This window comes from Actinoalloteichus hymeniacidonis, assembly GCF_014203365.1.
In the GTDB taxonomy this organism is placed as follows: Bacteria; Actinomycetota; Actinomycetes; order Mycobacteriales; family Pseudonocardiaceae; genus Actinoalloteichus_A; species Actinoalloteichus_A hymeniacidonis.
Genome location: NZ_JACHIS010000001.1, coordinates 1,159,557 through 1,185,059, shown reverse-complemented (window position 1 = coordinate 1,185,059; position 25,503 = coordinate 1,159,557). Strand labels below are relative to the sequence as shown.

The 25,503-nt window shown below is 69.1% G+C and carries 22 protein-coding genes; 14 read left to right on the top strand and 8 right to left on the bottom strand.

Features of this window, described 5'->3' with window-relative positions; all coding sequences use genetic code 11:
* Positions 1-128: 128 nt before the first annotated feature.
* Positions 129-1,256 (bottom strand): glycine cleavage system aminomethyltransferase GcvT, encoded by a 1,128-nt coding sequence (gene gcvT, locus BKA25_RS05390; protein WP_069851646.1) that lies wholly within the window; start codon positions 1,254-1,256, stop codon positions 129-131.
* 11 nt (positions 1,257-1,267) lie between these two features.
* A complete protein-coding gene (locus BKA25_RS05385; RefSeq protein WP_069851648.1) occupies positions 1,268-2,533 on the bottom strand; it encodes an APC family permease in 1,266 nt (421 codons plus the stop codon).
* Positions 2,534-2,742: 209 nt separating this feature from the next.
* On the opposite strand from BKA25_RS05385, the gene BKA25_RS05380 reads away from it, so the two are divergent.
* Positions 2,743-4,239, top strand: a complete 1,497-nt coding sequence (locus BKA25_RS05380) for a leucyl aminopeptidase (RefSeq protein ID WP_069851650.1) — start codon at positions 2,743-2,745, stop codon at positions 4,237-4,239.
* Between the two features lie 271 nt (positions 4,240-4,510).
* Here BKA25_RS05380 and BKA25_RS05375 read toward each other — a convergent pair whose 3' ends face one another.
* Entirely contained in the window at positions 4,511-4,864 is a 354-nt protein-coding gene (locus tag BKA25_RS05375) for an oxidoreductase (RefSeq protein WP_069851652.1), read from the bottom strand.
* A 273-nt stretch (positions 4,865-5,137) separates the two neighbouring features.
* Here BKA25_RS05375 and lpdA point away from each other — a divergent pair, with 273 nt between their 5' ends.
* The 4 genes from lpdA to lipB all read left to right on the top strand — a co-directional run bounded on the left by lpdA (position 5,138) and on the right by lipB (position 10,153).
* The gene (gene lpdA, locus BKA25_RS05370; protein ID WP_069851654.1) at positions 5,138-6,520 is read left to right on the top strand and encodes a dihydrolipoyl dehydrogenase; all 1,383 of its coding nucleotides are present in this window, start codon (positions 5,138-5,140) and stop codon (positions 6,518-6,520) included.
* Positions 6,521-6,574: 54 nt separating this feature from the next.
* Positions 6,575-8,302, top strand: a complete 1,728-nt coding sequence (sucB, locus tag BKA25_RS05365) for a 2-oxoglutarate dehydrogenase, E2 component, dihydrolipoamide succinyltransferase (protein WP_069851656.1) — start codon at positions 6,575-6,577, stop codon at positions 8,300-8,302.
* 153 nt (positions 8,303-8,455) lie between these two features.
* Positions 8,456-9,346: a TIGR01777 family oxidoreductase gene (locus BKA25_RS05360; protein ID WP_069851657.1), complete on the top strand. Its 891-nt coding sequence runs from the start codon at positions 8,456-8,458 to the stop codon at positions 9,344-9,346.
* Positions 9,347-9,385: 39 nt separating this feature from the next.
* Entirely contained in the window at positions 9,386-10,153 is a 768-nt protein-coding gene (gene lipB, locus BKA25_RS05355; RefSeq protein WP_069851659.1) for a lipoyl(octanoyl) transferase LipB, read from the top strand.
* 75 nt (positions 10,154-10,228) lie between these two features.
* On the opposite strand, the gene BKA25_RS05350 is transcribed toward lipB, so the two are convergent.
* Positions 10,229-11,179, bottom strand: a complete 951-nt coding sequence (locus BKA25_RS05350) for an LLM class F420-dependent oxidoreductase (protein ID WP_069851661.1) — start codon at positions 11,177-11,179, stop codon at positions 10,229-10,231.
* A 116-nt stretch (positions 11,180-11,295) separates the two neighbouring features.
* Between BKA25_RS05350 and BKA25_RS05345 the strand changes: the two genes are divergently transcribed.
* From BKA25_RS05345 to BKA25_RS05335, 3 genes are all read left to right on the top strand, one after another.
* Positions 11,296-12,231: an oxidoreductase gene (locus tag BKA25_RS05345; RefSeq protein WP_069851663.1), complete on the top strand. Its 936-nt coding sequence runs from the start codon at positions 11,296-11,298 to the stop codon at positions 12,229-12,231.
* Between the two features lie 102 nt (positions 12,232-12,333).
* Positions 12,334-13,335, top strand: a complete 1,002-nt coding sequence (gene lipA / locus BKA25_RS05340; protein ID WP_069851664.1) for a lipoyl synthase — start codon at positions 12,334-12,336, stop codon at positions 13,333-13,335.
* Between the two features lie 183 nt (positions 13,336-13,518).
* Positions 13,519-14,247 (top strand): DUF4191 domain-containing protein, encoded by a 729-nt coding sequence (locus BKA25_RS05335; protein WP_069851666.1) that lies wholly within the window; start codon positions 13,519-13,521, stop codon positions 14,245-14,247.
* 576 nt (positions 14,248-14,823) lie between these two features.
* Here BKA25_RS05335 and BKA25_RS05330 read toward each other — a convergent pair.
* Positions 14,824-14,991: a hypothetical protein gene (locus BKA25_RS05330; protein WP_157421232.1), complete on the bottom strand. Its 168-nt coding sequence runs from the start codon at positions 14,989-14,991 to the stop codon at positions 14,824-14,826.
* A gap of 41 nt (positions 14,992-15,032) precedes the next feature.
* Here BKA25_RS05330 and BKA25_RS05325 point away from each other — a divergent pair, with 41 nt between their 5' ends.
* Entirely contained in the window at positions 15,033-15,785 is a 753-nt protein-coding gene (locus BKA25_RS05325; protein WP_184285077.1) for a hypothetical protein, read from the top strand.
* 241 nt (positions 15,786-16,026) lie between these two features.
* Here the strand turns inward: BKA25_RS05325 and BKA25_RS05320 are convergent, their stop codons facing one another.
* Positions 16,027-16,497, bottom strand: a complete 471-nt coding sequence (locus BKA25_RS05320) for an RDD family protein (protein WP_069851670.1) — start codon at positions 16,495-16,497, stop codon at positions 16,027-16,029.
* A 223-nt stretch (positions 16,498-16,720) separates the two neighbouring features.
* Here BKA25_RS05320 and glnA point away from each other — a divergent pair, with 223 nt between their 5' ends.
* Entirely contained in the window at positions 16,721-18,145 is a 1,425-nt protein-coding gene (glnA, locus tag BKA25_RS05315) for a type I glutamate--ammonia ligase (protein WP_069854000.1), read from the top strand.
* A gap of 168 nt (positions 18,146-18,313) precedes the next feature.
* Positions 18,314-18,595: a GIY-YIG nuclease family protein gene (locus BKA25_RS05310; protein WP_069851671.1), complete on the top strand. Its 282-nt coding sequence runs from the start codon at positions 18,314-18,316 to the stop codon at positions 18,593-18,595.
* A gap of 125 nt (positions 18,596-18,720) precedes the next feature.
* Here BKA25_RS05310 and BKA25_RS05305 read toward each other — a convergent pair whose 3' ends face one another.
* On the bottom strand, positions 18,721-19,101 hold the full coding sequence (locus BKA25_RS05305; RefSeq protein WP_069851673.1) for a winged helix-turn-helix transcriptional regulator: 381 nt from the start codon (positions 19,099-19,101) through the stop codon (positions 18,721-18,723).
* A 92-nt stretch (positions 19,102-19,193) separates the two neighbouring features.
* On the opposite strand from BKA25_RS05305, the gene BKA25_RS05300 reads away from it, so the two are divergent.
* The 3 genes from BKA25_RS05300 to BKA25_RS05290 all read left to right on the top strand — a co-directional run bounded on the left by BKA25_RS05300 (position 19,194) and on the right by BKA25_RS05290 (position 22,365).
* Positions 19,194-20,033, top strand: a complete 840-nt coding sequence (locus BKA25_RS05300) for an SDR family oxidoreductase (protein ID WP_069851675.1) — start codon at positions 19,194-19,196, stop codon at positions 20,031-20,033.
* Positions 20,034-20,336: 303 nt separating this feature from the next.
* The gene (locus tag BKA25_RS05295) at positions 20,337-21,251 is read left to right on the top strand and encodes an ion transporter (protein WP_069851676.1); all 915 of its coding nucleotides are present in this window, start codon (positions 20,337-20,339) and stop codon (positions 21,249-21,251) included.
* 172 nt (positions 21,252-21,423) lie between these two features.
* Positions 21,424-22,365: an ion transporter gene (locus BKA25_RS05290; RefSeq protein ID WP_069851678.1), complete on the top strand. Its 942-nt coding sequence runs from the start codon at positions 21,424-21,426 to the stop codon at positions 22,363-22,365.
* Positions 22,366-22,373: 8 nt separating this feature from the next.
* Here the strand turns inward: BKA25_RS05290 and BKA25_RS05285 are convergent, their stop codons facing one another.
* Positions 22,374-25,478 (bottom strand): bifunctional [glutamine synthetase] adenylyltransferase/[glutamine synthetase]-adenylyl-L-tyrosine phosphorylase, encoded by a 3,105-nt coding sequence (locus BKA25_RS05285; RefSeq protein ID WP_069851680.1) that lies wholly within the window; start codon positions 25,476-25,478, stop codon positions 22,374-22,376.
* Positions 25,479-25,503: the final 25 nt, after the last annotated feature.

The window sequence follows — 25,503 nt, the reverse complement described above, 5'->3', positions numbered from 1 at the left end:
CTTCCGTACTCCGAGCGTCGCCTACCCGAATGTTGGACGACCGACTACTAGCGGTTCAACGATCAACCGATCGTCGAAGGGCTGCTCGGGCAGACGACGGCTCGGACGCGAAAGCGCGGGTGTTGTCCTCAGCGGACGTGGGATTCGACGAAGGGCGGCGCGACGACCTCGCAGGCAAGCGCCCGGCCGCGCACGTCGACGACCACCTCGGCACCGGGCTTGACCTCGGCCGAGGTGTCCAACAGGGCCAGGGCGATGCCGGTCTTGAGCGTCGGCGAGAACCCGCCGGAGGTCGTCCGGCCGATCTCGGTGCCCGCCGTATCCCGCACGACCATCTCGGCGCGCGGAACTCCCCGGCCGAGGGCCCGCAGCCCACGCAGCTTCCGGGTCGCGCCCGCCTGCTTCTCGGCGAGCAGCGCGTCCCGACCCCAGAACGCCTCTTTCTTCCAGCCGACCGCCCAGCCTGCCGACCCCTGCAGCGGGCTGATCTCGGTGGAGAGCTCGTGTCCGTGCAGGGCATAGCCCATCTCGGTGCGCAGGGTGTCCCGCGCGCCGAGGCCACCGGCGCGACCACCGAACTCGGCCGCCGCCGCCAGCAGCGCCTCCCACAGCGCCGGGGCGTCGTCCCACCTCGGCAGCAGTTCGTAACCGTGCTCCCCGGTGTAACCGGTGCGGCAGACCCGGACCTCGGTGTCGCGCCACCGTGCATCGGTGAAGGCCATGTAGTCGAGTTCGGCGGGCAGCCCGATGGCGTCGAGCACCGCAGCGGACTGCGGGCCCTGCACCGCCAGCACGCCGAACTCCTCATGCTGGTCGGTCACGCTGATCCCGGCGGGGGCGGCCGCACGCAATCTGCGCACCACCTCCGTGGTGTTCGCGGCATTCGGCACCAAGAACACCCGATCCTCGTCGACCAGGTAGGCGATGAGGTCGTCGACGACCCCGCCCTCCTCGGTGCAGCACAGGGTGTACTGCGCCTTGCCCGCCGAGATCCGGTTCAGGTCGTTGCTCAGGCAGGAGTTGACGAACGCCGCAGCACCCGGGCCCGCGACCGTCGCCTTGCCGAGATGGGAGACGTCGAAGACGCCCACCGACTCACGGACCGCGGTGTGCTCGGCGACCACGCCGCCGCCGCTGTACTGCAGCGGCATCTCCCAGCCGCCGAAGGGCGCGAACACCGCACCCAGCGATTCATGGGCCCGATGCAGCGGACCACGACGGGATTCGGACTTCGCTGACTCTGCACGCTGGCTCACGACCGCGCAGGCTACCTGTCCCGGCGCGCGATCAATGCGAGCAAGCAACTACCCACACCCAGGACCACCACGGTGCCCAGCAACGCGGAGACCGGCAGGCTCATCGCCAGGATCACCGTCGCGAACATGCCTGCGCAGCCCAATCGCTCCGAGGCACCGGTCTCGGCGAGCAGCCGTGCGGCGACGTTGAGGAACGCGTAGTGCGCGAGCAACAGGCAGCAGCCCAGCGCCAACGCTGCGGCAGGCTCCATGGTCAGGACCACCAGGCCCGCCGGTATCCCGACCAGCAGCTCCGCCGCACGACTCGGCGCGGCGGTGCCTGTCCGAGCGGCCCGGAACGGATTGCGCAGTTCACCCTCGTCGACGGCCACCCGCACCGCGTCCCGCGCGGAGGCCAACGCGCCGAGCACCGCGGGCAGCAGCCCCGCGAGCGCGGCGATCCCGACCAGGGTGGACAGCGGGCCCGCATCGGCCACCACGAGCAGGTCCGCGAGCGGGATCGGCGACAGGCCGAACCGCTGGACACCGAGTTGATACACCCCGGCCATCGCGATCACCAGCAGCAGTGCGGCCGACACCGACAGGGCGATGACCATCGGGGCGAGCACGCCCGGTCGGCCTGCCGACGCGCGGTGCCGGGTCGGATCGGTGGTGAACCGTTCGAAGCCGCAGAAGGCGAGGAAGGCGACGGCGGCGGCCTCCGCGAAGCCGGTCAGGTCGACCGGTGGCGCGGCGGCCGCACCGGTGGGTGCGGGCGGTTCGAGCGCGAAGGCCGCGATCACCACGATCACCGACACAGCCAGCACCGACAACGGCAGCAGGCGGGTTCCCCGTGGTCGGGGCAGCCGTCCGATCAGGACGGTAACCGCCACCAGGATCACCAGCGGACCGGCCCAGGACCGCTGACCGGGCCAGAGATAGTCGACCAGTACCCCGGCGACTCCGCAGGCCAGGACCACCTGACCGGTCACGAAGGCCAGCCAGCTCACCCGCGCCGGCTGCCTGCCCAACTGATCGCGCAGGTCGACGTACCCGCCCCGATGCGAATTCCCCGACCTGTTGCGGGCTGCGGCCACCACCACCGACGAACTCACCGTGCAGATCGCGGCGACCAAGGCGATGAGCACCGCGAGCGGCAGCCACCGACCCGCCGTGGCCACGCCGAGAGCAGGCACCAGGAAGACACCGACACCGAGCGAGCCGACCAGGGCCGCGAGCGCGGAACCGATGAGGGACAGTGGCGACGTGCGCCGGTCAGACGTCAACAGTCGCGTCACCGCTACACCGTTCCAGATCGCACGCTCCCGCGAAAGACAGCCGATCGTGCAGCCGGACGAGCACGGACAGTAACAGATCGCAGGTGGCGGATTTCCCGGCTCGGGCGGCGGAACCACCAGCTCATCGGGGTTCTACCATGCGCTGCAGGAGCACGGCCCCGCCCGGCGACGACGGGTCGGGGCGAGAACACGTTGCGAAGGAGCCTCTCGTGAGCAGCCCCACGCTTGCCGTCACCGACAGTGATCCTGTCGGCCTGGTCGCGGACGTCCTGATCATCGGCACCGTGCAGGGCACTGACGGCGTCCTGCCCGCACCCGGTGCCCCCACGGTCGACGCGGCGTTCCCCGGTGGCCTCGCCGCCCTGCTCACCGTGGTGGGTGCGACCGGCCGCGCCGACGAGGTCGTCAAGATCCCCACCCAGGGACGGACCACCGCCCCGCTGCTCATCGCCGTCGGCCTCGGCAAGACCGATGCGAGTGGCAACGTCACCGCCGAACAGGTTCGCCGCGCCTCCGGTGCTGCGACCAGGGCGCTGGGCGACGACGTCGCGCAGGTCGTGAGCACCCTGTCGACGCTCGACCTCGGCGCGGCGGCCCAGGGCACCGGCCTCGGCGCCTACCGCTTCGACCAGTACAAGTCGAGCGAGGAGGGTCGCGCACTGGACTCGGTCACCTTCGTCAAGGCCGCCGACCTGGAGGGCGACGGGTCCGCGAGCCTGACCGCGGCCACCGCGATCGCCAAGGCCGTGAACTCGGCCCGCGACCTGGTCAACACCCCGCCCAACGACCTGTTCCCGGAGTCGTTCGCACAGCGGACCGCCGACCTGATCCGGGGCACCGACGTCGAACTCGAGGTGCTCGACGAGAAGGAGCTGGCCAAGGAGGGCTACGGCGGCATCCTCGGCGTCGGCGCAGGCTCCTCCCGCCCGCCCCGGCTGCTTCGCCTGCGCTACAAGGGTGCGAAGGCGGCCAAGAAGGTGGCGCTGGTCGGTAAGGGCGTGACCTTCGACAGCGGCGGCATCTCCCTCAAGCCCGCCGCCGACATGCACCACATGACCAGCGACATGGCAGGCGCCGCCGCAGTGGTGGCCACCGTGGTGCTGGCGGCGGAACTGGGCTACCCGCTGGAGATCACCGCGACGGTGCCGTTGGTGGAGAACCTGCCATCGGGCACCGCCTACCGGCCCGGCGACGTGCTGACCATGTTCGGCGGCAAGACCGTCGAGATCCTCAACACCGACGCCGAGGGCAGGCTGATCCTGGCCGACGCGATCACCCGTGCGGCCGAGGACGAGCCCGACTACCTCATCGAGACCTCGACGCTGACCGGCGCACAGGTCGTCGCGCTGGGCAAGCGGACCGCGGGCGTGATGGGCTCCGAGGAGTTCCGCGACCGGGTGGCGGAGCTGGCTCGGGCCACCGGTGAGGGCGGCTGGGCGATGCCGTTGCCAGAGGAGCTCCGAGGCGACCTGGATTCCAAGCTCGCCGACCTGGCCAACGTCACGGGACACCGCTGGGGCGGCATGCTCGCCGCCGGGATCTTCCTCCGCGAGTTCGTCGCCGACGATCTGCCGTGGGTGCACATCGACATCGCGGGCCCGTCCTACAACGACAAGGGCGCCTGGGGCTACACGCCCAAGGGCGGGACCGGCGTTCCGGTGCGCACCATCGCCGCCGTGCTCGCCGACATCGCCGAGCAGGGCTGAACAGCTCGGGGTAACGCCGAATAGAGCTCGGTCATCGAGGACCACCGTGGCGGGTTGGATCGACTCGCCACGGTGCCCGGCTCCTTCGGTGGATCCACACGGCGTCGGCCTCGCAGGCGACGGGCGCCCGTCGTGGTGGGGGCGTTCAGCGTCGCCTTCGCCTGGGGCGCATCGGATTCGTGGGTGCGCGCGGCCGAGCGCCCGAGGACGTCGCCGTCGCCGCGACCCCACCAGCCGGTGCGAAGGCCGTCGGCCGGTCCGATCGAGGCCTTCAGTCCTCCAGCCGGCGGCGCTGCTCCTGCTTACGGGCCGCGCGCTGCCTGGCCTGGAAATCACGCATCCGTTGCGGATAGCCGACCAGACCGACGTCGTACACCGGCATGGCCAGTTTCTTCGCGAGTTGTTTGGCGGCATCGGGTCCGGCGATCCGCCGCCGAGTCCACTCGCCGTCGTGGGCGACGAAGACGATCGTGGTCTCGGTCACCGTGGTCTTCGGTTCGACGAAGGCTTCGACGCCGCGTCGCGCGGCCGCCCACTCCTCCAGATGACTCGTGTCCTCCTTGTTGGCGACACGGGTCGTTCCAGGACGCTGACGGTTCTTGCGAAACCTGCTGAAAAGGCCCACAACGGACACCTCCTTCTAGGCACCTACGATCCTGCCAGCCCCAGGTGTCACCTCGGTGACGTCCCGGCCGATCGACCGCGAGATCCGAGGGGCTCGACGGCGCCGACGGACGGTCACCACACCGATACCCTCGGCGCGCGAGCGGATCCGAGGTCGTGAGGCCGCGTCGCCGACACGCCCAGCGTGGTGACAAGATGGCGATGGGTACCAGCGACGACCGGCGCTGTACTCGCTCATACGCGACCACCTGTCGATGCCTCGCAAGGAGATCCCGTGGCTGACACCTCCGCCGACATCGTGATCCTCGGTGGCGGCTCCGGCGGATATGCGTGCGCGCTACGCGCCGCAGAGCTGGGCCTGTCCGTCGTACTGATCGAGAAGGACAAACTCGGCGGCACCTGTCTACACCGGGGCTGCATTCCGACCAAGGCGCTGCTGCACGCGGCCGAGGTCGCCGACTCGGCACGCAACGGCGATGCCTTCGGAGTCAAGACCTCGCTCGAGGGCATCGACATGACCGGCGTCAACGCCTACCGCGACGGCGTGGTGAACAGGCTCCACAAGGGCCTGCAGGGCATGATCAAGGCCAAGAAGATCACCGTCGTCGAGGGCACCGGCACGTTCGTCGGCCCGAACGCCGTCGAGGTGGACGGCACGCGCTACACCGGCGCCAACGTCGTGCTGGCCACCGGCTCCTACGCCAAGAGCCTGCCCGGTCTGGAGATCGGCGGGCGCGTCATCACCAGCGATCAGGCCCTGCAGCTCGACTACGTGCCGGACCGGGTCGTGGTGCTCGGCGGCGGCGTCATCGGGGTGGAGTTCGCCAGTGTGTGGCGTTCGTTCGGCGCCGAGGTGACCGTCGTGGAGGCACTGCCCCGACTGGTCCCCGCCGAGGACGAATTCCTCTCCAAGCAGCTGGAGCGGGCCTTCCGCAAGCGCGGCATCGCCTTCAAGACCGGCGTCCGCTTCAGCGGCGTCACGCAGTCCGACAGCGGCGTCTCGGTAAGCCTGGAATCGGGCGAGCAGCTCGACGCAGACCTACTGTTGGTGGCCGTCGGTCGAGGACCGAGCACCTCGGGGGTCGGCTACGAGGAGGCGGGCATCGCGATGGACCGCGGCTTCGTCACCACCGACGAGATGCTGCGCACCAACCTGCCGAACGTGTTCGCCGTCGGCGACATCGTCCCCGGACTGCAACTCGCCCATCGTGGCTTCCAACAGGGCATCCTGGTCGCGGAGCAGATCGCCGGGCTCAACCCGACGCCGATCGACGAGACCGGTATCCCACGCGTCACCTACTGCGAGCCGGAGGTCGCCTCCGTCGGTCTCACCGAGGAGGCGGCGGCACAGCGGTACGGCGAGGTGCAGACCCTCGTCTACGACCTCGGTGGTAACGGCAAGAGCCAGATCCTGAAGACCTCGGGTGCGGTGAAGCTGGTCAAGGCGGGAGCCAAGGGCCAGGACGGTCCGGTCGTCGGCGTTCACCTCGTCGGTGCCCGGGTCGGCGAACTGATCGGCGAAGCACAACTGATCTACAACTGGGAGGCGCACGCCGAGGATGTGGCCCCCCTGATCCACGCACACCCCACCCAGAACGAAGCCCTCGGCGAGGCGCACCTCGCCCTGGCCGGCAAGCCCCTGCACGCGCACGCCTGATGCCGGCGCGAGGAACTTCCCCAACGAGCGACTAGTTCGAGGAGTCAGCGAACCATGGCCTTCTCCGTCCAGATGCCCGCACTCGGTGAGAGTGTCACCGAGGGCACCGTCACCCGGTGGCTCAAGCAGGAAGGCGACCGCGTCGAGGTCGACGAGCCGCTGCTGGAGGTCTCCACCGACAAGGTCGACACCGAGATCCCGTCCCCTGCGGCGGGCATCCTGCAGCGCATCATCGCCCCCGAGGACGAGACCGTCGACGTGGGGGCCGAGCTGGCCGTCATCGACGACGGCTCCGGCGGTGCCCCGGCACCCGCCGCCGAACCGGAGCAGGCGGCTCCCGCTGCGGAGCCCGAGCCCACTCCTGCGGCGGCCGCACCCGCCGAGCCCGCCGCCGCGCCTGCCCAGCCCGCGCAGGGTGGTGGCGGCAGCCAGGGCACGCCCGTGCCGATGCCCGCGCTCGGCGAGAGCGTCACCGAGGGCACCGTGACGCGTTGGCTCAAGCAGGTCGGCGACTCCGTCGCGGTCGACGAGCCGCTGCTGGAGGTCTCCACCGACAAGGTCGACACCGAGATCCCGTCGCCGGTGGCAGGCACCCTGCTGGAGATCAGCGTTGCCGAGGACGAGACCGTCGACGTCGGCGCGCAGCTCGCCGTGATCGGCGCCGAGGGTGCGTCGGCTCCGGCCGCTCCCGCACCCGCCGCGCCGGAACCGACGCCCGCCGCCCCGGAACCGGCCGCCCAGGAGGCACCGTCCGCGCCCGCCGCCGCTCCGGCAGCGCCGCCCGCCCCCACTCCGGCGCCCACTCCCACACCGGCACCCGCACCGCAGAAGCAGGCGGAGACCGGCGGCGACGCGTCGCCGTACGTGACCCCGTTGGTGCGCAAGCTGGCGGCCGAGCACAACGTCGACCTCGGCACGTTGACCGGCACCGGCGTCGGTGGCCGGATCCGCAAGCAGGACGTCCTCGCGGCAGCGGAGGCGGCCAAGGCCCCGGCGGCCGCCCCGCAGGCGGCACCGAGCGCGGCCCCGACCGCCGAGCCGAGCGCCGAGGCAGTCGCGCTGCGTGGCAAGACCGAGAAGATGAGCAGGCTCCGCCAGGTCATCGCCCAGCGGATGGTCGAGTCGATGCAGGTCTCGGCGCAGCTGACCACCGTGGTCGAGGTCGACGTCACCAAGATCGCCCGGCTGCGGGACCGCGCGAAGAAGGCGTTCCAGGAGCGGGAGGGCGTCAAGCTCTCCTTCCTGCCGTTCTTCGCCAAGGCCACCGTCGAGGCGCTCAAGCAGCACCCGAAGCTCAACGCCTCGCTCAACGAGCAGGCCAAGGAGATCACCTACCACGGCGCCGAGCACCTGGTCGTCGCGGTGGACACCGACCGCGGCCTGCTGGTGCCGGTCATCCACAACGCCGGTGACCTCAACCTCGGTGGGCTGGCCCGCAAGATCGCCGACCTCGCCGAGCGGACCAGGGCCAACAAGATCACCCCCGACGAGTTGAGCGGCGGCACCTTCAGCCTCACCAACACCGGCAGCCGGGGCGCCCTGTTCGACACGCCGATCGTGTTCCAGCCGCAGGTCGGCATCCTCGGCGTCGGCAGCGTCGTCAAGCGGCCGGTCGTGGTCAGCGACGAGGCGGGCGGCGACACCATCGCCATCCGTTCCATGGTCTACCTCGCGCTGTCCTACGACCACCGGCTCGTCGACGGTGCGGACGCGGCTCGCTTCCTGTCCACCATGAAGCAGCGGCTCGAGGAAGGCGCCTTCGAGGCCGATCTCGGCCTCTGATCCTGCACTCCTGTGTGGGCCGGGCCCCGACCGAATCGGTCGGGGCCCGGCCCATTTCGGTAGGCACCCACCGTGCCCGTCCCTGGCGGAGATCGGACATCTCGGCCTAGGAAGAACTCGCGTTCGGCAGACGAATCGACGACGATCACTGGCATGCGCATCGTGATCGCAGGCTCGTCGGGACTGATCGGCACCGCGTGTGTCTCGCTGTTGCGACGCAGAGGGCACGAGGTCGTCCGGCTGGTCCGCCGCCGCGCGGCTGCTCCCGACGAGTGGGAATGGGACCCGCCGTCGGCCGTCATCGCGCCCGGCGCACTCGACGGCTGCGATGCGGTGGTGAACCTGTGCGGCGTCGGCATCCTGGACCGACGCTGGACCGACGGCCGCAAGCAGATCATCCGGGACAGCAGGGTGGTCCCCTCCGAGGTGCTGGCCAATGCGGTGGCGGAGGCGGGCATCCCGGTATTGATCAACGGCTCGGCGGTCGGCTACTACGGCGACACCGGCGACCGGGCGGTCGACGAGTCGGCACCGGCGGGCGAGGGCTTCATCGCCGACCTCTGCACCGACTGGGAGGACGCGGCCAGCGGCGCGACGGCGGCGGGCGGCAGGCTGGTGCTGGCGCGCAGCGGCATCGTGCTGGCCCGCTCGGGTGGTCTGCTCGGCAGGCTGCGCCCCCTCTTCGGGGCCTTCCTCGGCGGGCGACTGGGCAGCGGTCGGCAATACATGTCGTGGATCTCGTTGGAGGACCACGTCGCCGCGCTGTGCTTCCTGATCGAGCACGAATCGATCAGCGGGCCGGTCAACCTCACGGCGCCCGCCCCGGTGACCAACGAGGAGTTCACCAAGGCGATGTCCACCGCGATCGGCAGGCCTGCACCCTGGGCGGTACCCGGCATCGCCCTGCGCACCGTGCTCGGCGAGTCGGCGCAGGAGATGATCCTCACCGGTCAGCGCGTCGTGCCCCGCGAGCTGACCCGACACGGCTTCGAGTTCGCCTACCCGACGGTCGAGTCGAGCCTGCTCGCCACCGCAGGCGGATGACAGCAGGCTGTCGGGCGTAGGGTCGCTGTCGTGGCTCAGATGAACGCATCGGTTCGCCGCGCATCCTGTCGCGCGAGTTCGGCCCCCATCCTCGTCGAGCGGATCGGCCGGATCGACTACGTGCAGGCCTGGGAACGGCAGCGGGAGATCGCCGCCGCCCGGGCCGAGGAACGGGGACCGGACACCCTGCTGCTGCTGGAGCACCCCTCGGTGTACACGGCGGGCAAGCGGACCAAGCCCGAGGACCGGCCGACCGACGGCACGCCGGTGGTCGACGTCGATCGCGGTGGCGAGATCACCTGGCACGGCCCAGGACAGCTGGTCGGCTATCCGCTGGTGGCGCTGAACGACCCGGTCGACGTCGTCGACTACGTCCGCAGGCTGGAAGAGGCGTTGATCAACGTCTGCGATCAGTTCGGCGTGCACACCGGGCGGGTGGCTGGCCGCAGTGGTGTGTGGGTGCCCGCCGACGATCGCGGGATCGAACGCAAGATCGCCGCGATCGGTATCCGCGTTCAGCGCGGGGTCACGATGCACGGTTTCGAGATCAACTGCGACGCCGATCTGTCGTTCTTCGATCGGATCGTCCCCTGCGGCATCCGCGACGCCGGGGTGACCTCCTTGAGTTGGGAACTCGGCAGGACGGTGTCGGTGGCCGAGATCCTCGACGTGACCGAGCGGGCGGTCCTCGACGCGATCGAAGGCGTCCTGCCGCTCAGCCAACGCGATGCGCGCGCGAACGCGGCCGCGCCGCAGCGCGAGGACGTCACCTTCGCATTGGACGCACCGCTGCTTCCCGGCCGCTGATCTCGCCCACGGGGCACGCCCCCTCGCGATGAACCACCGCGCCCGCCCCCGGATGCGGAGGCAGGCGCGCGCGGCTCAGCCCAGCTGCGGCCGGACCTGCTCCGCGATGAGGTCCAGATGCTCGAGGTCGGTGACGTCGAGTACCTGGAGGTAGATCCGGTCGATGCCGGTGCGCTCGCGATAACGGCCGAGTTTGTCGACGATCTCGGCGGGCGTGCCACCGAGCCCGTTCTTACGCAGCTCGGCGGGCTCCCGCTTGATCGCGGCGGCCCGTCGGGTGATCTCCGCCTCGGTCTCGCCCGCGCAGAGCACCAACGACGTCGACCAGCGCAGCGATGCCGGGTCCCGGTCCCGTGCCTCGGCGGCGGCCTTGACGCGGTCGAACTGTGCGGCCAGCTGCTCGATGTCGGCGAAGGGCAGGTTGAACTCGTCGGCGTACTGGGCGGCCAGCCTCGGGGTGCGCTTGGCTCCGCTGCCGCCGATCAGGACGGGCGGGCCGGGGCGCTGAGTCGGTTTGGGCAGCGCGGGCGAGTCGACGAGCCGATAGTGCCTGCCGTCGTAGGAGAACTTCGCGCCCTCCTCGGTCGCCCACAGCCCGGTGATGATCGCGAGCTGTTCCTCGAATCGATCGAAGCGCTCGCCCAACGGCGGGAACGGGATGCCGTAGGCGGTGTGCTCCTCGGCGTACCAGCCGGTGCCGAGACCGAAGTCCACCCGACCGCCCGACATCTGGTCGACCTGGGCGACCGCGATGGCCAACGGTCCGGGCAGGTAGAAGGTCGCGGCGCTGACCATGGTGCCGAGGCGGATCCTGGCGGTCTCCCTCGCGAGTCCGGCCAGTGTGATCCAGGCGTCGGTCGGACCCGGCAGCCCGGAGTTGTCGTCGCCCATCACCAGGTAGTGGTCGGAGCGGTAGAAGGCGTCGTAGTCGAGGTGTTCGGCGTGGCGGGCGAGCCGCAACAGATCGTCGTAGGAGGCACCCTGCTGCGGTTCGGTGAAAACGCGGAAAGCGAGACTGTCTGTCACGAAACCGAGGCTACGTCGGTGGGTTTCCGACCGCCGTCCACGCCGCGCGGAACGAGGCGTGGATCGCACCGGGTCGCATGCTCGGGGCCGACACGCGCAAGGTATTCATTTAGCCCATGGCGAAGTGGACGATCACAGACATCCCCGATCAAGCGGGGCGGGTTGTACTGATCACCGGCGCGAACTCCGGTCTTGGCCGGGCCAGCGCCCTCGCGTTGGCCTCGCGAAACGCTCACGTGCTGGTGGGCGCACGGTCGGTCGAGCGCGGCACGGCGGTGGTGGACAAGATCAGGTCGGTAGGCGGCCAGGCCGATCTGGTCGAGGTGGACGTCTCCGATCTCGACTCCGTCCGCAGGGCGGTCGAGAAGGTGGCCGAGCTCGCACCCGCAGGCCTGGACGTCCTGATGAACAACGCGGGCGTGATGGGGACTCCGCTGCGTCGCACCGAGGCGGGCCACGAGCTCCAGCTGGCCACCAATCACCTCGGACCGGCCGCACTGACCTGGTTGCTGATGCCGCAACTGCGCAAGCGTCCCGGCGCCCGTGTCGTCACCCTGGCGAGCATCGCGCACAAGGGCTCCGGCCTCGACCTCGACGACCTCAACTTCAACCAGCGCCGGTACAGCGCGAGACAGTCCTACAGCCAGACGAAGCTGGCCAACCTGCTCTTCATGTCCGAGTTGGACCGCAGACTGCGGGCGGATGGCTCCGACGTCCTCAGCATCGGTGCCCACCCTGGCTGGACCGACACCGACCTCAGCGTCAACTCGGCGCGGATGCGGGAGAGTAAGACCGACTTCCTCGAGAAGGCGGTGGGGATGCTCACCAGGGCGACCGGACAGTCGGTGGAGCAGGGTGTGCTCCCGCAGCTCTACGCGGCGACGATGCCCGATGCCCGTGGCGGGGACTACTTCGGTCCGGACGGCCCCGGCGAGGTACGTGGTGCGCCCAAGCGGGTGGCCCCCTCCGCCGCCGCCCAGAGCATCTCCGATGCACGCAGGCTCTGGGAGATCACCGCAGAACTCACCGGTGTCCGGCCGGATCCAGCCTGACACCGGTTGTGCGCTGCGCCTAACCGAAGTGCCTGTCGGATAGGCAAATCGGGCCGCCTACGTCGCTGCAACCACGGGAAACGGCGGCGTAGGCTGGGCCGCGTGACGGTCGTACCGGAGGGACGAAAGCTGCTGCGTCTGGAAGTTCGCAACAGCCAGACGCCGATAGAGAAGAAGCCATCCTGGATCAAGACCCGCGCACGGATGGGCCCCGAGTACCGCGAGTTGAAGGGGCTGGTGCGTCGCGAGGGGCTGCACACAGTCTGTGAGGAGGCCGGTTGCCCCAACATCTACGAATGTTGGGAGGACCGGGAGGCGACCTTCCTCATCGGCGGTGGGCAGTGCACCCGGCGGTGCGACTTCTGTCAGATCGACACGGGTAAGCCCGATGCGCTGGACCGCGAGGAGCCGCGCAAGGTCGCGGAGTCCGTTCAGGCGATGGGCCTGCGGTACTCCACGGTCACCGGTGTCGCGCGAGACGACCTGGACGACGGCGGTGCCTGGCTCTACGCGGAGACGGTCCGGGAGATCCACCGGCTCAACCCGGGAACCGGCGTCGAGCTGTTGATCCCCGACTTCAACGCCGACCCCGACCAGCTCGCCGAGGTCTTCGGCAGTCGGCCGGAGGTGCTGGCCCACAACGTCGAGACCGTGCCCCGGATCTTCCGGCGGGTCCGCCCCGCCTTCCGCTTCGAGCGGTCGCTGGAGGTCATCACGGCGGCTCGCGAGGCCGGTCTGGTCACCAAGTCGAACCTGATCCTGGGCATGGGCGAGGAGCCGGAGGAGGTGGTGGACGCGATGCGCGAGCTGCACGAGGCAGGCTGCGAGATCCTCACCATCACCCAGTACCTGCGTCCGAGCCCCCGGCACCACCCGGTGGAGCGCTGGGTGAAGCCCGAGGAGTTCGTCTCGCACCAGAAGGCGGCCGACGAGATCGGTTTCGCCGGTGTGATGGCGGGACCGCTGGTGCGGTCCTCCTACCGGGCGGGCCGGTTGTTCGCCAGGACGAAGGCCCACCGAGGCGAGGAACTGCCCGAGAACCTGCAACACCTGGCCAACGACGCACCCGCAGCGCAGGAAGCCTCGGCTCTGCTGTCCCGTTGACCACAGGCGTCCGGAGTCACAGGCGGCTGACGCCGGAAGTAGCCGAGCAACGCCCGATCGACCGCACCGAGCCGGCAACGTAGCGCGAGCGAATCTCACGCTCCGCGATCGTTGCCGCTCGGGTCGCGTCGATGGGCGGACCGGCCGCCCATCGATGGCGAGGTCCGCCGTATCCTTGGGGGTATGGCCCCTAAGCTCGATAAAGCTGCCGCAAAGGAAGCGAAGAAGCAGCGCCGCCAGGCCTCACGTGAGCGCCGCAGTCAGATCTTCGAGGCGTTCAAGATGCAGCGCCGCGAGGACCGCGGACTCATCCCGTGGATGGTGGGCGCGCTGCTCGTGGTCGCGGGGGCGATCTTCGGTCTCGGTTTCATCTGGGGCCTGCAGTGGATCTTCCTGCCGGTCGGCATCGCCTTCGGTCTGCTCGCAGCGGTGATCATCTTCGGTCGCCGGGTGCAGCGCAACGTGTACCGCAAGGCCGATGGCCAGCCGGGTGCGGCGGGTTGGGCGTTGGAGAACCTGCGTGGCCGGTGGCGGGTGACCAACGCCGTCGCGGGCACCACGCACCTCGACGCCGTGCACCGGGTGATCGGCAGGCCGGGCATCATCCTGGTCGGCGAGGGCGCCCCGCACCGGGTCAAGGGCCTGCTCGGTCAGGAGAAGAAGCGGATCGCGCGCGTCGTGGGCGACACGCCGATCTACGACCTGATCGTCGGCAACGAGGAGAAGCAGGTCCCGCTGTCGAAGCTGCAGACCCACATGGCGAAGCTGCCCCGCAACATCACCGTCGCGCAGATGGACGTCATCGAGACCAGGCTCTCCGCGCTGGCCAACAAGGGCACCGCGCTGCCGAAGGGGCCGATGCCGCAGGGCGCGAAGATGCGGAGCATGCAGCGCACCGTGCGTCGCCGCTGATCGTTCGTCTGAATTCGTGCCGCCCCGACGAGCTCGGCACGGGCGGCGCGAAACGGTTCGAGGTGGTCGGCTGTAGGCAGTGGGGTTCCGGCAGCAAGGGCGCGCAGCAGCCAACGTTCTGCCGCCTGAGCTGACCCGGGTTGCCCGCACTCCCAGTGATCGTGCCGAATGATCGGCCCGCAGTTCTCGGCGTCACTGAAGTACCGCCCGAAGTTCTTGCTCACCTCTCGCCGGCGCCGATGGGACACGTCACCCATACGGGACTCGCGCCTTCCCTATCGAAGACATGCGAGACCTGGTCGGCTACCGGCCGCTGCGGCACGCCGCGCCCGTCGACGCGGCACTCAGCGTGAACCGCAGAGCCTGATTCAGAAGCCTTCGCCGCCGTCTGGGCATGAAAGCGGACCTCGATGGTGCCCTCCTGGGCTATGCGGCGGGGAGCGGATCATGCCCTCGCGGCCCTTTCTCTCGCAGGGTCGCGGCTGGCAGCGTCAGGCACAGCCGTCACGTCTGCCTGGCTGTCAGGAACGGGGGCTCATGCGCGCGCAGGACCAGGAACCGGCCGGCACGTCCCGGTCACACCCAGGGAAGGCACCCATGCGGGCCGCTGCCCCAGCGTCGATGCCGTTGCATCCCGCCATGCCCCTGACTCTGCGGGCAATCCTGCATCTGCAACGCGTTGTCGGCAATGCCGCCGTGACCCGCGTCATCGAAGCCCAGCGGCACGATAGCGACGACCCGCACGAGCACATGGGGAGACCAGGTCGCGGATCGCGACGCAGTTGTTGATCGACGAGAGCGGGCGGATCACCGAGATGCTGTCGGCGGGGCGCGCCGCGTCACCGTTCTCGGGGACCATGGGCGCCCACACGACCGCCTGGATCGCGCATGTGGACTTCATCCGCGCCCGGCTGGTCAACAAGGACGTCACCGCTGCGGTCAACGAGCTGCCCGGGCTGGTCGACCATGTGGCCAAGGTGGCGCAACAGCTGGAGTCCTTCGCGAAGGACGACGGCACCGGCGACATCACCGCAGACCTGGCGGGCACGCATATCTCCGAGCCGGCCGGTGCGAAGGCTGCCGCGAGAGCCGAGGCCGTCCAGGCCACCATGGACCGGCTGGTGAGAGCGGCGACCGACGCGGTGGACAAGCCGATCGGCATCCAGGCGATGCTGCTGCAACAGGCCGTGGGTGCGATCCTCGAACGGCTCAACATCATCCCGGGCGTGACGCGGGAGGTGGCGGCCACCGAGGGCCGCGGCGAGGGAACCTACCGAACGATGCTGCGTACCGGAAAGCGGGGCCGCAAGCGCGAGGAGATGAAGAAGAAGGACTACCAGAATGCCGTCTTCGGCCTGCTGGACATGAAGGGGATCCTGAGCGACGAGCAGCGGTTGGCCTTGATACAGAACCACCTGGCCATCATCGGCGAGGCGTATCCGGACGCGCTCGCCAAGGCCGGCCTCAGCAAGGACAGTCCAGGGAAAGCGCTCACTCAGTGGGAGAAACGAGGCAAGGACTCCGAAGATCCCTTCTAACGGCCCCTTACGTGTCGCGTATCCCGTCCGGGCCCGAGCCCACTGGAGTGTCGCGGTGATGATCCTTGCTGCCCTCGGCGATCACTCGTGACCGGCCACGAAGACGTGCAGCCCCAAGGAGACGCGCGCATCGAAGGCCAGGAACTACTGACATTCAATGACGCCTACCTGCTGACACCTGGCGGCGATGCCCGATTCAGCGAGGTGACGCAACGGCCGCACAGCGTGGCCGCACACAGCCTCAGCGGGTGCGGACCACCACGGTGCCCGCGGCCTTGTCGTGCAGGCCGCGCGCGTCGGCGTCCCAGATCACGGCGGGTACGATCAAGAAGATCAACGCGGTGCGCACCAGGGCACGGACCGGGCCGACGAACGGATGCTCGCCGATCCGCGCCACTCGGATGCCCAGCAGGGCCATCCCGGGGGTGAATCCCACGGTGGCGACCGGCAGAATCGTCAACAGCGCCCAGACGAGCAGGCTCCAGTGCCTCGGCAGCTCCGGGGCGGTGAACAAACCGGCGATCAGGGCGGCGAGCAGCAGGTCGATCAGCAGTGCGCCCGCCCGGCTGGTCTTGGTGGCCACGGCGTCGGGACCCTGTTCCGGTAGGCCGAGCCGCTGACCGCGCCAGTCCTGGCGCACCTGTTCCCGACGCTCGCCCTCCGGCAGTGCAGCGGAGGGTCCGGACAACCAGGAACCGGTCAGCCTGTTCACGCCTCCCAGAGTAAACGTCCTGGTGAAGACGATCACGGCGGGTCGTACCCGCAAGCGCACCCCGCCGCCAGTTAACGTGGCCGAAACATCTGGTTGATGAGTGGGCAACACGGGCCACCTAACTTCGCCGTGAACCGGTGGCATTAGGTCGGTCGCGGGATCTTACTTTGCCCCGCACCCGCCGCCGCCCATGGTCGGACAAGCTGTGAAGGAGCCGTTGAGGGTGTTCAGCAATGCCGATGAGGTCCTGCGGTTCATCGCCGATGAGGACGTCAAGTTCGTCGATATCCGATTCTGCGATCTCCCGGGGATCATGCAGCACTTCACCGTCCCGGCAGCCACGCTCGACGCGGACGCGTTCGAGGAGGGTTTCGCCTTCGACGGTTCCTCGGTTCGCGGTTTCCAGTCGATCCACGAGTCGGACATGCTGCTGCTCCCCGACCCGTACACCGCACGAATCGACCAGTTCCGCGCCGAGAAGACGCTGAACATGAACTTCTTCGTGCACGACCCGCTGACTCGCGAGCCCTACAGCCGCGACCCGCGCAACGTCGCACGCAAGGCGGAGCAGTACCTGGCGTCCTCCGGCATCGCCGACAAGGCGTTCTTCGGCGCGGAGGCGGAGTTCTACCTGTTCGACTCCGTCCGCTTCGAGACCACCCCGAACTCGTCGTTCTACGAGATCGACTCCGAGGCGGGCTGGTGGAACAGCGGTGAGGACGAGCCCGGCGGCAACAAGGGCTACAAGGTCCGCTACAAGGGCGGCTACTTCCCCGTCGCCCCGACCGACCACTTCGGCGACCTGCGCGACCGGATCACCCTGAACCTCATCGAGGCCGGTTTCACCGTCGAGCGCGCCCACCACGAGGTCGGCACCGCCGGACAGTCCGAGATCAACTACAAGTTCAACACGCTGCTGCACTCGGCGGACGACCTGCAGTTGTTCAAGTACATCGTCAAGAACACCGCCTGGCAGGCCGGTCGTTCCGCGACCTTCATGCCCAAGCCGCTGTTCGGCGACAACGGTTCGGGTATGCACACCCACCAGTCGCTGTGGAACGACGGCAAGCCGCTGTTCTACGACGAGTCCGGCTACGGCGGGCTGTCCGACACCGCGCGCTACTACATCGGCGGCCTGCTGCACCACGCGCCGAGCCTGTTGGCCTTCACCAACCCCACGGTGAACTCCTACCACCGCCTGGTGCCCGGCTACGAGGCGCCGGTCAACCTGGTGTACTCGCAGCGCAACAGATCGGCCTGCATCCGGATCCCGATCACCGGCAGCAACCCGAAGGCCAAGCGGGTCGAGTTCCGTTGTCCCGACGCGTCGGGCAACCCGTACCTGTCCTTCGCGGCGCAGATGATGGCCGGTCTGGACGGCATCAAGAACAAGATCGAGCCCGCCGCGCCGATGGACAAGGACCTCTACGAGCTGCCGCCCGAGGAGGCCAAGGGCGTCCCGCAGGTGCCCAGCACGCTGCCTGCGGTCATCGACCGGCTGGAGCAGGACCACGAGTACCTGCTCGAGGGCGGTGTCTTCACCCCCGACCTGATCGACACCTGGATCTCGCTCAAGCGCGAGAACGAGATCGACCCGATCAGGCTGCGTCCGCACCCCCACGAGTTCGAGCTGTACTACGACGTGTGATTCGGCGGGTCCTGCCGACCCGCACGATTCGTTCGCCGAGGAACGGCGGCCGACCTGCGAAGACACCTCTCGGTGTCGAGCGGGCTCGGCCGCCGTTCCTCGTTTCGCCCGCTTGTCTTGCCGCGAGAATCGCTGCGTCCGGTGGATGATCGTTGGCATCCTGGGCGCATGAAGGTCGTTTACAAGATCACGTATCCGAACGGCAAGGTGTATGTGGGCATGGACCTCACCGACACCGTGACCTACATGGGCAGTGTGAACGCGGCCCTCGTGGCGGCGGAGCTGAGCCCGGAGCAACGACGCGATCTCGTCGTGCGCAAGGAGATCCTGTGGGAATCCGAGGACGCCACGGACTCCGAGGTGCGTGCCGTGGAGAAGGAGACCATCCTGCGGATCGGGTCGAACAATCCGGCGGTGGGATACAACCGCACGCCCAAGTTCAGGGGCTGAGCGCCCTCGGGATGGGGCCCGGCCCGCCGCGCGCTCGGAGTCGCCGACCGTTCGGTGTCGAGGCCGCAGGCGCCTAATCCGCCGCCCGGAAACGGCTCGGCACGGCCGCAGCGGCGCTCGTCCGACTAGGCGATGTCCTCGGCGGCGCGGGAGCCCAGTCGGTCCGTGATGCGGTCGAACAGGCTCGTCAGCGGCACGCCCAGTTCCTTGCCGAACTCGGTCAACCCGTAGGTCACCTGCGGCGGGGTCGTCGGCTCTACCTCTCGCCAGATCAGCTCGTCCTGAATCAAGGTACGCAAGGTCTGGGCCAGCATCTTCTCGCTGATGCCGTGAATGCTGTTGCGTAGTTCGTGGAAGCGCAGGTCGGTGTTCCGCAAGGCGATCAACACCCAGATCCCCCACCGGCTGGTCACATGGTCGACCACGTTGCGCGCGGGACAGTCGGTGTGAAACACGTCATAACGTCGGGTTGTCTCGGCCGGTACCAACTGCAGGCCTTCCGTCATGTCATGAGCTTACCCATAGGTACGTACTTACCAAAGGTAAGCCCCGTTCCTAGTCTCGGCGCCACAGCGGACATCGAACGAGGAGATGAAACATGATCGTGGTAACCGGAGCTACCGGGAATGTGGGCAGGCCGTTGGTTCGGGCGCTGACGGCGGCGGGTGCACCGGTGACATCGGTGTCGCGGCACGCGGCGACGCCGCCGGAGGGCGGCAAGCACGTCGTGGCCGATCTGGCCAAGCCCGCCGAACTCGACACCGCCTTGGCAGGGGCGAAGTCGCTGTTCCTGCTGCTGTCCGGTGACCTGCACGCCCTCGGCGCGAACCCGGCCGACATCATCGGGCAGGCCGCGGCCGGCGGCGTCCGCCGCGTCGTTCTGCTGTCCACACTGGGCGTGGTCACCAGGCCGCACGGACCGACCCGGATCGCGATGCGCGGACTGGAGGACGTCGTGCGGGAGTCGGGCCTGGACTGGTCCATCCTCCGGCCGGGCGGTTTCGCGTCCAACGCCCTGTGGTGGGCCGAGTCGGTTCGCTCTCAGAACGTTGTCGCCGCGCCATTCGGCGACACCGGGGTACCGATCATCGACCCGACGGATATCGGCGAGGTCGCGGCGGCCTGCCTGCTTCAGGACCAACACAACGGCGGCGTGTACGAGCTGACCGGACCGGCGGTGATCACCCCGAGGCAGCAGACGGCGGCCATCGCCGCCGCGCTGGGCACGCCGGTGCAGTTCCATGAGCAGACCCGACAGGAAGCGAAGGAGGGCATGACGGCGAACATGCCCGCAGAGCTCGCCGAGGACACCCTCGACATCCTCGGTTCGCCGAGCCCGGCCGAGCAGCGCATCAGCCCGGACGTCGAGAAGGTTCTCGGCCGCGCCCCCCGAACCTTCGCGGACTGGGCGGCCGACAACGTCGCCGCCTTCCGGTGACCAGCGCGGATGGGCCCTGACGATCTCGCTGGGCTGACCGGCTGAGCAGAATCAGCCGTCCGTGGGCGGGCATGGACTGCCCATGCCCGCCCGACTTCTCAACCACCCGCTGTGGCCGGCATCACTCGCGCGGGGATGTCCACTGTGTACGCAGGTGACGGGCCTTGCGTACATCTGGATGATCTTCGCGGGGACCGTCAACGCTGTGTCATCAGCCGACTCGCCCGAATGAGAAAGATCGGGCAACTGCTCACTCTCTATAGGCTAATGGGCACCTGATCGTCACCATCCTGTGGAGAGTTCGTGACCAACCGAGACCGGGTCCGAGACGTCGTCGACGCACCCTGGTTCAACAGATTCATCATTGTTGTCATCGTCGTCAACACGATCGGGCTCGGTCTGGAGACCTCGCCGGAGCTGATGGCCACGCACGGCACGCTGATCCACGGCGTGGACGTCGCCGCGATCGTCATCTTCGTCGTGGAGCTGACCGCCAAGTTCTATGCCTACGGCTTCAAGTTCTTCCTCGACCCGTGGAACTGGTTCGACATGGTCGTCGTCGGCGTCGCCCTGGTGCCCGCCACGGAGACCTTCGCCGTTCTACGCGCGTTGCGGATCATGCGGGCACTCCGGCTGATCTCGCAGGTCCCCAGCATGCGCCGGGTGGTGACGGCGCTGCTCAGCGCGATCCCCGGCCTGTTGTCGATCCTCGGTCTCCTGCTCCTCGTGCTCTACACCAGCGCCGTGGTGGGCGTTCAGTTGTTCCGCAATGCGGCACCGGAGCTGTTCGGCGACCTCAGCAGCTCGCTGTTCACCCTCTTCGCCGTGATGACCATGGAGGGCTGGCAGAGCATCGCCGAGCAGGTGATGGTCGTCTACCCGGCCGCCTGGGTCTTCTTCATCGGCTTCATCGTGGTGACCTCGTTCATCGTGCTCAACCTGCTGATCGCGGTGCTGGTCTCCACGATGGAGAACCAGCTATCCGCCGAACGGTGGGAGGAGGACCAGAGCCTTGAGGCCGTGCAGCACGAACGCGTGATGGAGGAGCTGCGTCTGCTCAACCACAAGCTGGCCGAGGTGCAGGCCGCGTTGCCCCAACTGTCCGAACCGGACCGAACCGGCGAAACAGCAGGCGCAGCCCCGGCATCGCCGGACGAGCCGCAACCGACGCGCGAGGACCGGGCGGACTCGGATCGCCAGCCCGAACCCGCGGCCTGAACCGGCCATCCCGAGCGGGCCGCTCGTGCCAGGTGGGCGCGCGCGGTCCGCCGATCGGAACTGCGGCGAACGGCCGCGGAATCGGGTGGACTCGTTCGGTGAGAACCGACCACCCTGTGGGTGATGCTGGTTAGTCTGGGCGCGCCAACTCGTCACCAAGGGTGGAGAACTCGTGACTAACCGAGACCGCGTCCGTGCCGTCGTCGACTCCGCCTGGTTCACCAGAGTCGTCGTCGGGGTGATCGTGATCAACGCGATCTGTCTCGGCTTAGAGACCTCCCCCAGCCTCATGTCCGACTACGGGACGCTGATCCACGGCATCGATGTCGCGGCCGTCGTCTTCTTCGTCGTCGAGATCAGCGCCCGGCTCTTCGCCTATCGACTCGACTTCTTCCGAGACCCGTGGAACTGGTTCGACCTCATCGTGGTCGGTTTCGCCCTGGTGCCCTCCACCGAGAGCTTCGCCGTGCTGCGGGCCTTGCGCATCATGCGGGCCCTGCGGCTGATCTCGCAGGTCCCCAGCATGCGCCGGGTCGTCGGCGCCCTGCTCGGCGCGATCCCCGGGTTGCTGTCGATCCTCGCGTTGCTGCTGTTGGTGCTCTACTCCAGCGCCGTCGTCGGCGTGCAGCTCTTCCGCGAGGGCGCACCGGAGGACTTCGGCAACCTCAGCAGCTCGCTGTTCACCCTCTTCGAGGTCATGACCCTGGAGGGTTGGCAGGACATCGCCGACCCGGTCATGGACGTCTACCCCGCCTCGTGGATCTTCTTCGTCGGCTACATCGTGGTGACCGCCTACATCGTGCTGAACCTGTTGTTGGCCGTGTTGGTCAGCACCATGGAGGTTCAGCTCTCCGCCGAGCGGTGGAAGGAGGACCAGGACCTCGAAGCCGCCCAGCACAACCTGGTGATGGCCGAGCTCCGCGCGGTGCGCAGCGAGTTAGCCGAACTCCGCGCGGCGACGCCGGGCGCAGCCAATGGTGCGGATCCGGCGAGCCCCACCAACGGATCGGCGACGAATGGAACGGCGGCCGAGCCGCCTGCCGCCGAGTTGCGCCAACCCCCGCTACCCGCGAGGAACCGCAAGCGCCGCCGGGCCACTCGACGCAGGTCCTAGGCCCGACCTCATTCCTCGTAGAAGATCCGATCCACCACGGCCCTGGCCCGCCGGGTGATGCGGCGGTACTCGTCGACGAACTCACCCGGCTCGCCTGCGGCGTCCAGGCCCATCACCCGGGCCACCGAGGCCAGTTCGTGGCCCGAGCCGGGGATCTGATCGGAGGGCTTGCCCCGGACCAGGGTCGTGGCGTTGCGGGCCCGGGCGGCCATCCGCCAACCGGCCCGCAGCAACTCGGCGTCCGCCTCGGCCAGCAGGCCTGCGGCGACGGCGGCATCCAACGCACTCAGCGTGGCGGTGGTGCGCAACCCGGCGACCTCGTGCGCGTGCACGAGTTGGAGCAACTGGACGGTCCACTCGACGTCGGCCAATCCGCCTCGGCCGAGCTTCGTGTTGGTCGTCGCATCCGCGCCCCTGGGCAGCCGTTCTGTCTCCACCCTGGCCTTGATGCGGCGGATCTCCCGCTGGTCGTTCTCGCCGAGTCCGCCCGCCGGATAGCGGATCGGATCGATCATCTCGATGAACCGACGGCCCAGCTCCGCGTCACCCGCGATCGGCCTGGCCCGCAACAGGGCCTGCGCCTCCCACGGCTGGACCCACTGACGGTAGTAGGTCCGGTATGACTCCAGTGTGCGCACCAGCGGCCCACTTCGGCCCTCCGGGCGCAGCTCGGTGTCCACCTGCAACGGCGGGTCGACACTCGGCTTGTTCAGCAACCTGGACAACAGCTCGGCGACCGAGGTCGCATACCGAGTCGCGACGGCATCGGGGACCTCGGCGGCGGGTTCGCAGACGATCAGGACATCGGCATCCGACCCGTAGCCCAGTTCCTCGCCGCCGAGACGGCCCATCCCGATCAACGCGATGGTCGCGGGCGCCCGCCCGCCCTCGACGGAACGCAGCACCGAACGGGTCGCGGCACCGAGCGCGGCCTCCAGCACCGCCGCCCACACCCGGGACAGCGCCCGGCACACCTCCGGCAGCTCCATCAGGCCGAGCAGATCGGCACAGGCCACCCGCAGCAGCTCATGCCTGCGTAGGGACCGCGCGGCGATCACCGCCTGCGTCGGATCCTCGTGCCGAGCCACGGCCCGGCCGAGGGAGACGGCGACCTGCTCGGGATCGCGGTCCACCAGGCCCGACTGGTCGCCGAGCATCCGCAACACCTCGGGCGCCCGGACCAGTAGGTCGGGCACCATCCGGGACGAACCGAGCAACAGCGCGAGGCGCTCGGCAACCGGCGCCTGATCACGCAGGACCCGCAGGTACCAGGGCGTGTCGGTCAAGGCCTCCGACACCTGCCGGTAGGCCAGCAGCGCGTGATCTGGATCGGGGGTGTCGGCGAAGAGATCGAGCAGCATCGGCAACAGGGCCTGCTGGATATGCGCGCGGCGCGAGACACCCGAGGTCAACGCGCCGATATGGCGCAACGCACCCTGTGGCGAGGTGAATCCCAGGGCCGCAAGCCGGTCGGTGGCCGAGCGGGCCGTGAGCCGCAGCGCCTCCACCGGGACACCGGCGACGGCCTCCAACAACGGCCGGTAGAACAGCTTCTCGTGCAGCCTGCGCACCCGGCCGCCGTGCCTGCGGAACTCGTCGAGCAGGATCCGCCCGGGATCACGCCGCCCATCCGGCACCAGACCGGCGGCCCTGGCCAGCCGTCGCAGACCCGCGGTGTCGTCGGGCGCGGGGAAGACATGGGTCCGCAGCATCCGATGCAACTGAAGACGGTGTTCCAACACCCGGAGGAAGCGGTAGGACTCGCTCAGCTCCGCGGCATCCGTACGGCCGACGTAGCCACCACCGCCCAACTCGTCGAGCGCGGCGATCGTCCCGACCGACCGAAGCAGCTCGTCGGACCTGCCGTGCACCAGTTGCAGAAGCTGCACCGCGAACTCGACGTCACGCAGGCCGCCTCTGCCCAGCTTCAACTCTCGCTCGGCCAACTCCTGCGGCACGTGGTCCTCGACCCTGCGCCGCATCGCCTGAACGTCGGTCACGAAGCCCTCCCGCTCGGCGGCCGACCACACGAAAGGCTTCACCGCCGCCACGTACTCCGCGCCGAGCTCGCCGTCCCCGGCCACCGCCCTGGCCTTCAACAAGGCCTGGAACTCCCAGGTCCGCGCCCACCGTCGGTAATAGGCGAGATAGCCGTCCAGCGTGCGGACCAGGGCGCCCGCGCGGCCCTCCGGGCGCAACGCGGCATCCACCTGGAAGCACGCCTCACCCGCGATCCGCATCAACCCGGCGGCCAGCGAGGTGCTCTGTCGCAGGTAACCAACCTCGTCCAGTTCCTCGGACGAGGCCTGCGCCGGGGTACTCGACGACTGTGACGCGGCGTGTTCCTCGGCCGGTTCGGGTACCGAGGCGACGAAGAGGACATCGACGTCGCTGACGTAGTTGAGCTCCTCGGCGCCGCACTTGCCCATGGCCACCACCGCGAACCGGCCGCGCGGCGCACCCGGCAGGCTCGGCGGCAGCACCTCGGCCACCGCGACCGCCAGGGCGGCTCGCAATGCCGCCACCGCCAGGTCGGACAGCGCGGCGGCGACCTCCTCGTAACGCTCCGCAGGCGACGGCACCGTGCCGGGGCTCAGGTCGACGACCGCGATCTCACTCAGCAGGTCCCGGTAGGCCCTGCGCAGCGCACCGATGGCCTGCGCGCCCTCCAGCGCGGCTCGAAAGCCGCCGGGGACCTCGTCGGGAGTCGCCGCCACGGCCGTCATCAACTCGGCCGTCATCGTGTCGATGTCCTTGGGCCGGTCGGGCACCCCGACCAGCGTTCGCCACCGCTGCGGATTCAGCACCAGATGGTCCGACAGGGCGGTGCTCGCCCCGAGCAGCCCGAAGAGCCGCTGCGCCGCGCGCGCATCGGAACGCAGGACGCTGTCCAGCTCGGACCAGTCCGCACCGAGTGCCTCGCTGAGCCGTTCCAGCCCACGCAGTGCCAGGTCGGGGTCGGCACTGGTCGACAGCGTCCGCAAGGCGCGCGAAACCTCCGACGAGGTGTCCGCGTCCATCCGCCAGCCCAACTCGCGCAGGGTCTCGGCGGCCCGGGGGTCGGTGAGACCGAATCTCCCCGGTGACGAACTTGATCGGGCGCCGTCGGCCATCGAACTCCTTCTAGCAGGAGGCTCC

Coding starts and splice junctions, on each gene's coding strand:
- sucB (WP_069851656.1), top strand. CDS start 6,575: ATGGCCTTCTCCGTCCAGATGCCCGCACTCGGTGAGAGTGTCACCGAG.
- BKA25_RS05360 (WP_069851657.1), top strand. CDS start 8,456: ATGCGCATCGTGATCGCAGGCTCGTCGGGACTGATCGGCACCGCGTGT.
- lipB (WP_069851659.1), top strand. CDS start 9,386: ATGAACGCATCGGTTCGCCGCGCATCCTGTCGCGCGAGTTCGGCCCCC.
- BKA25_RS05345 (WP_069851663.1), top strand. CDS start 11,296: ATGGCGAAGTGGACGATCACAGACATCCCCGATCAAGCGGGGCGGGTT.
- BKA25_RS05335 (WP_069851666.1), top strand. CDS start 13,519: ATGGCCCCTAAGCTCGATAAAGCTGCCGCAAAGGAAGCGAAGAAGCAG.
- BKA25_RS05310 (WP_069851671.1), top strand. CDS start 18,314: ATGAAGGTCGTTTACAAGATCACGTATCCGAACGGCAAGGTGTATGTG.
- BKA25_RS05305 (WP_069851673.1), bottom strand. CDS start 19,101: ATGACGGAAGGCCTGCAGTTGGTACCGGCCGAGACAACCCGACGTTAT.
- BKA25_RS05300 (WP_069851675.1), top strand. CDS start 19,194: ATGATCGTGGTAACCGGAGCTACCGGGAATGTGGGCAGGCCGTTGGTT.
- BKA25_RS05285 (WP_069851680.1), bottom strand. CDS start 25,478: ATGGCCGACGGCGCCCGATCAAGTTCGTCACCGGGGAGATTCGGTCTC.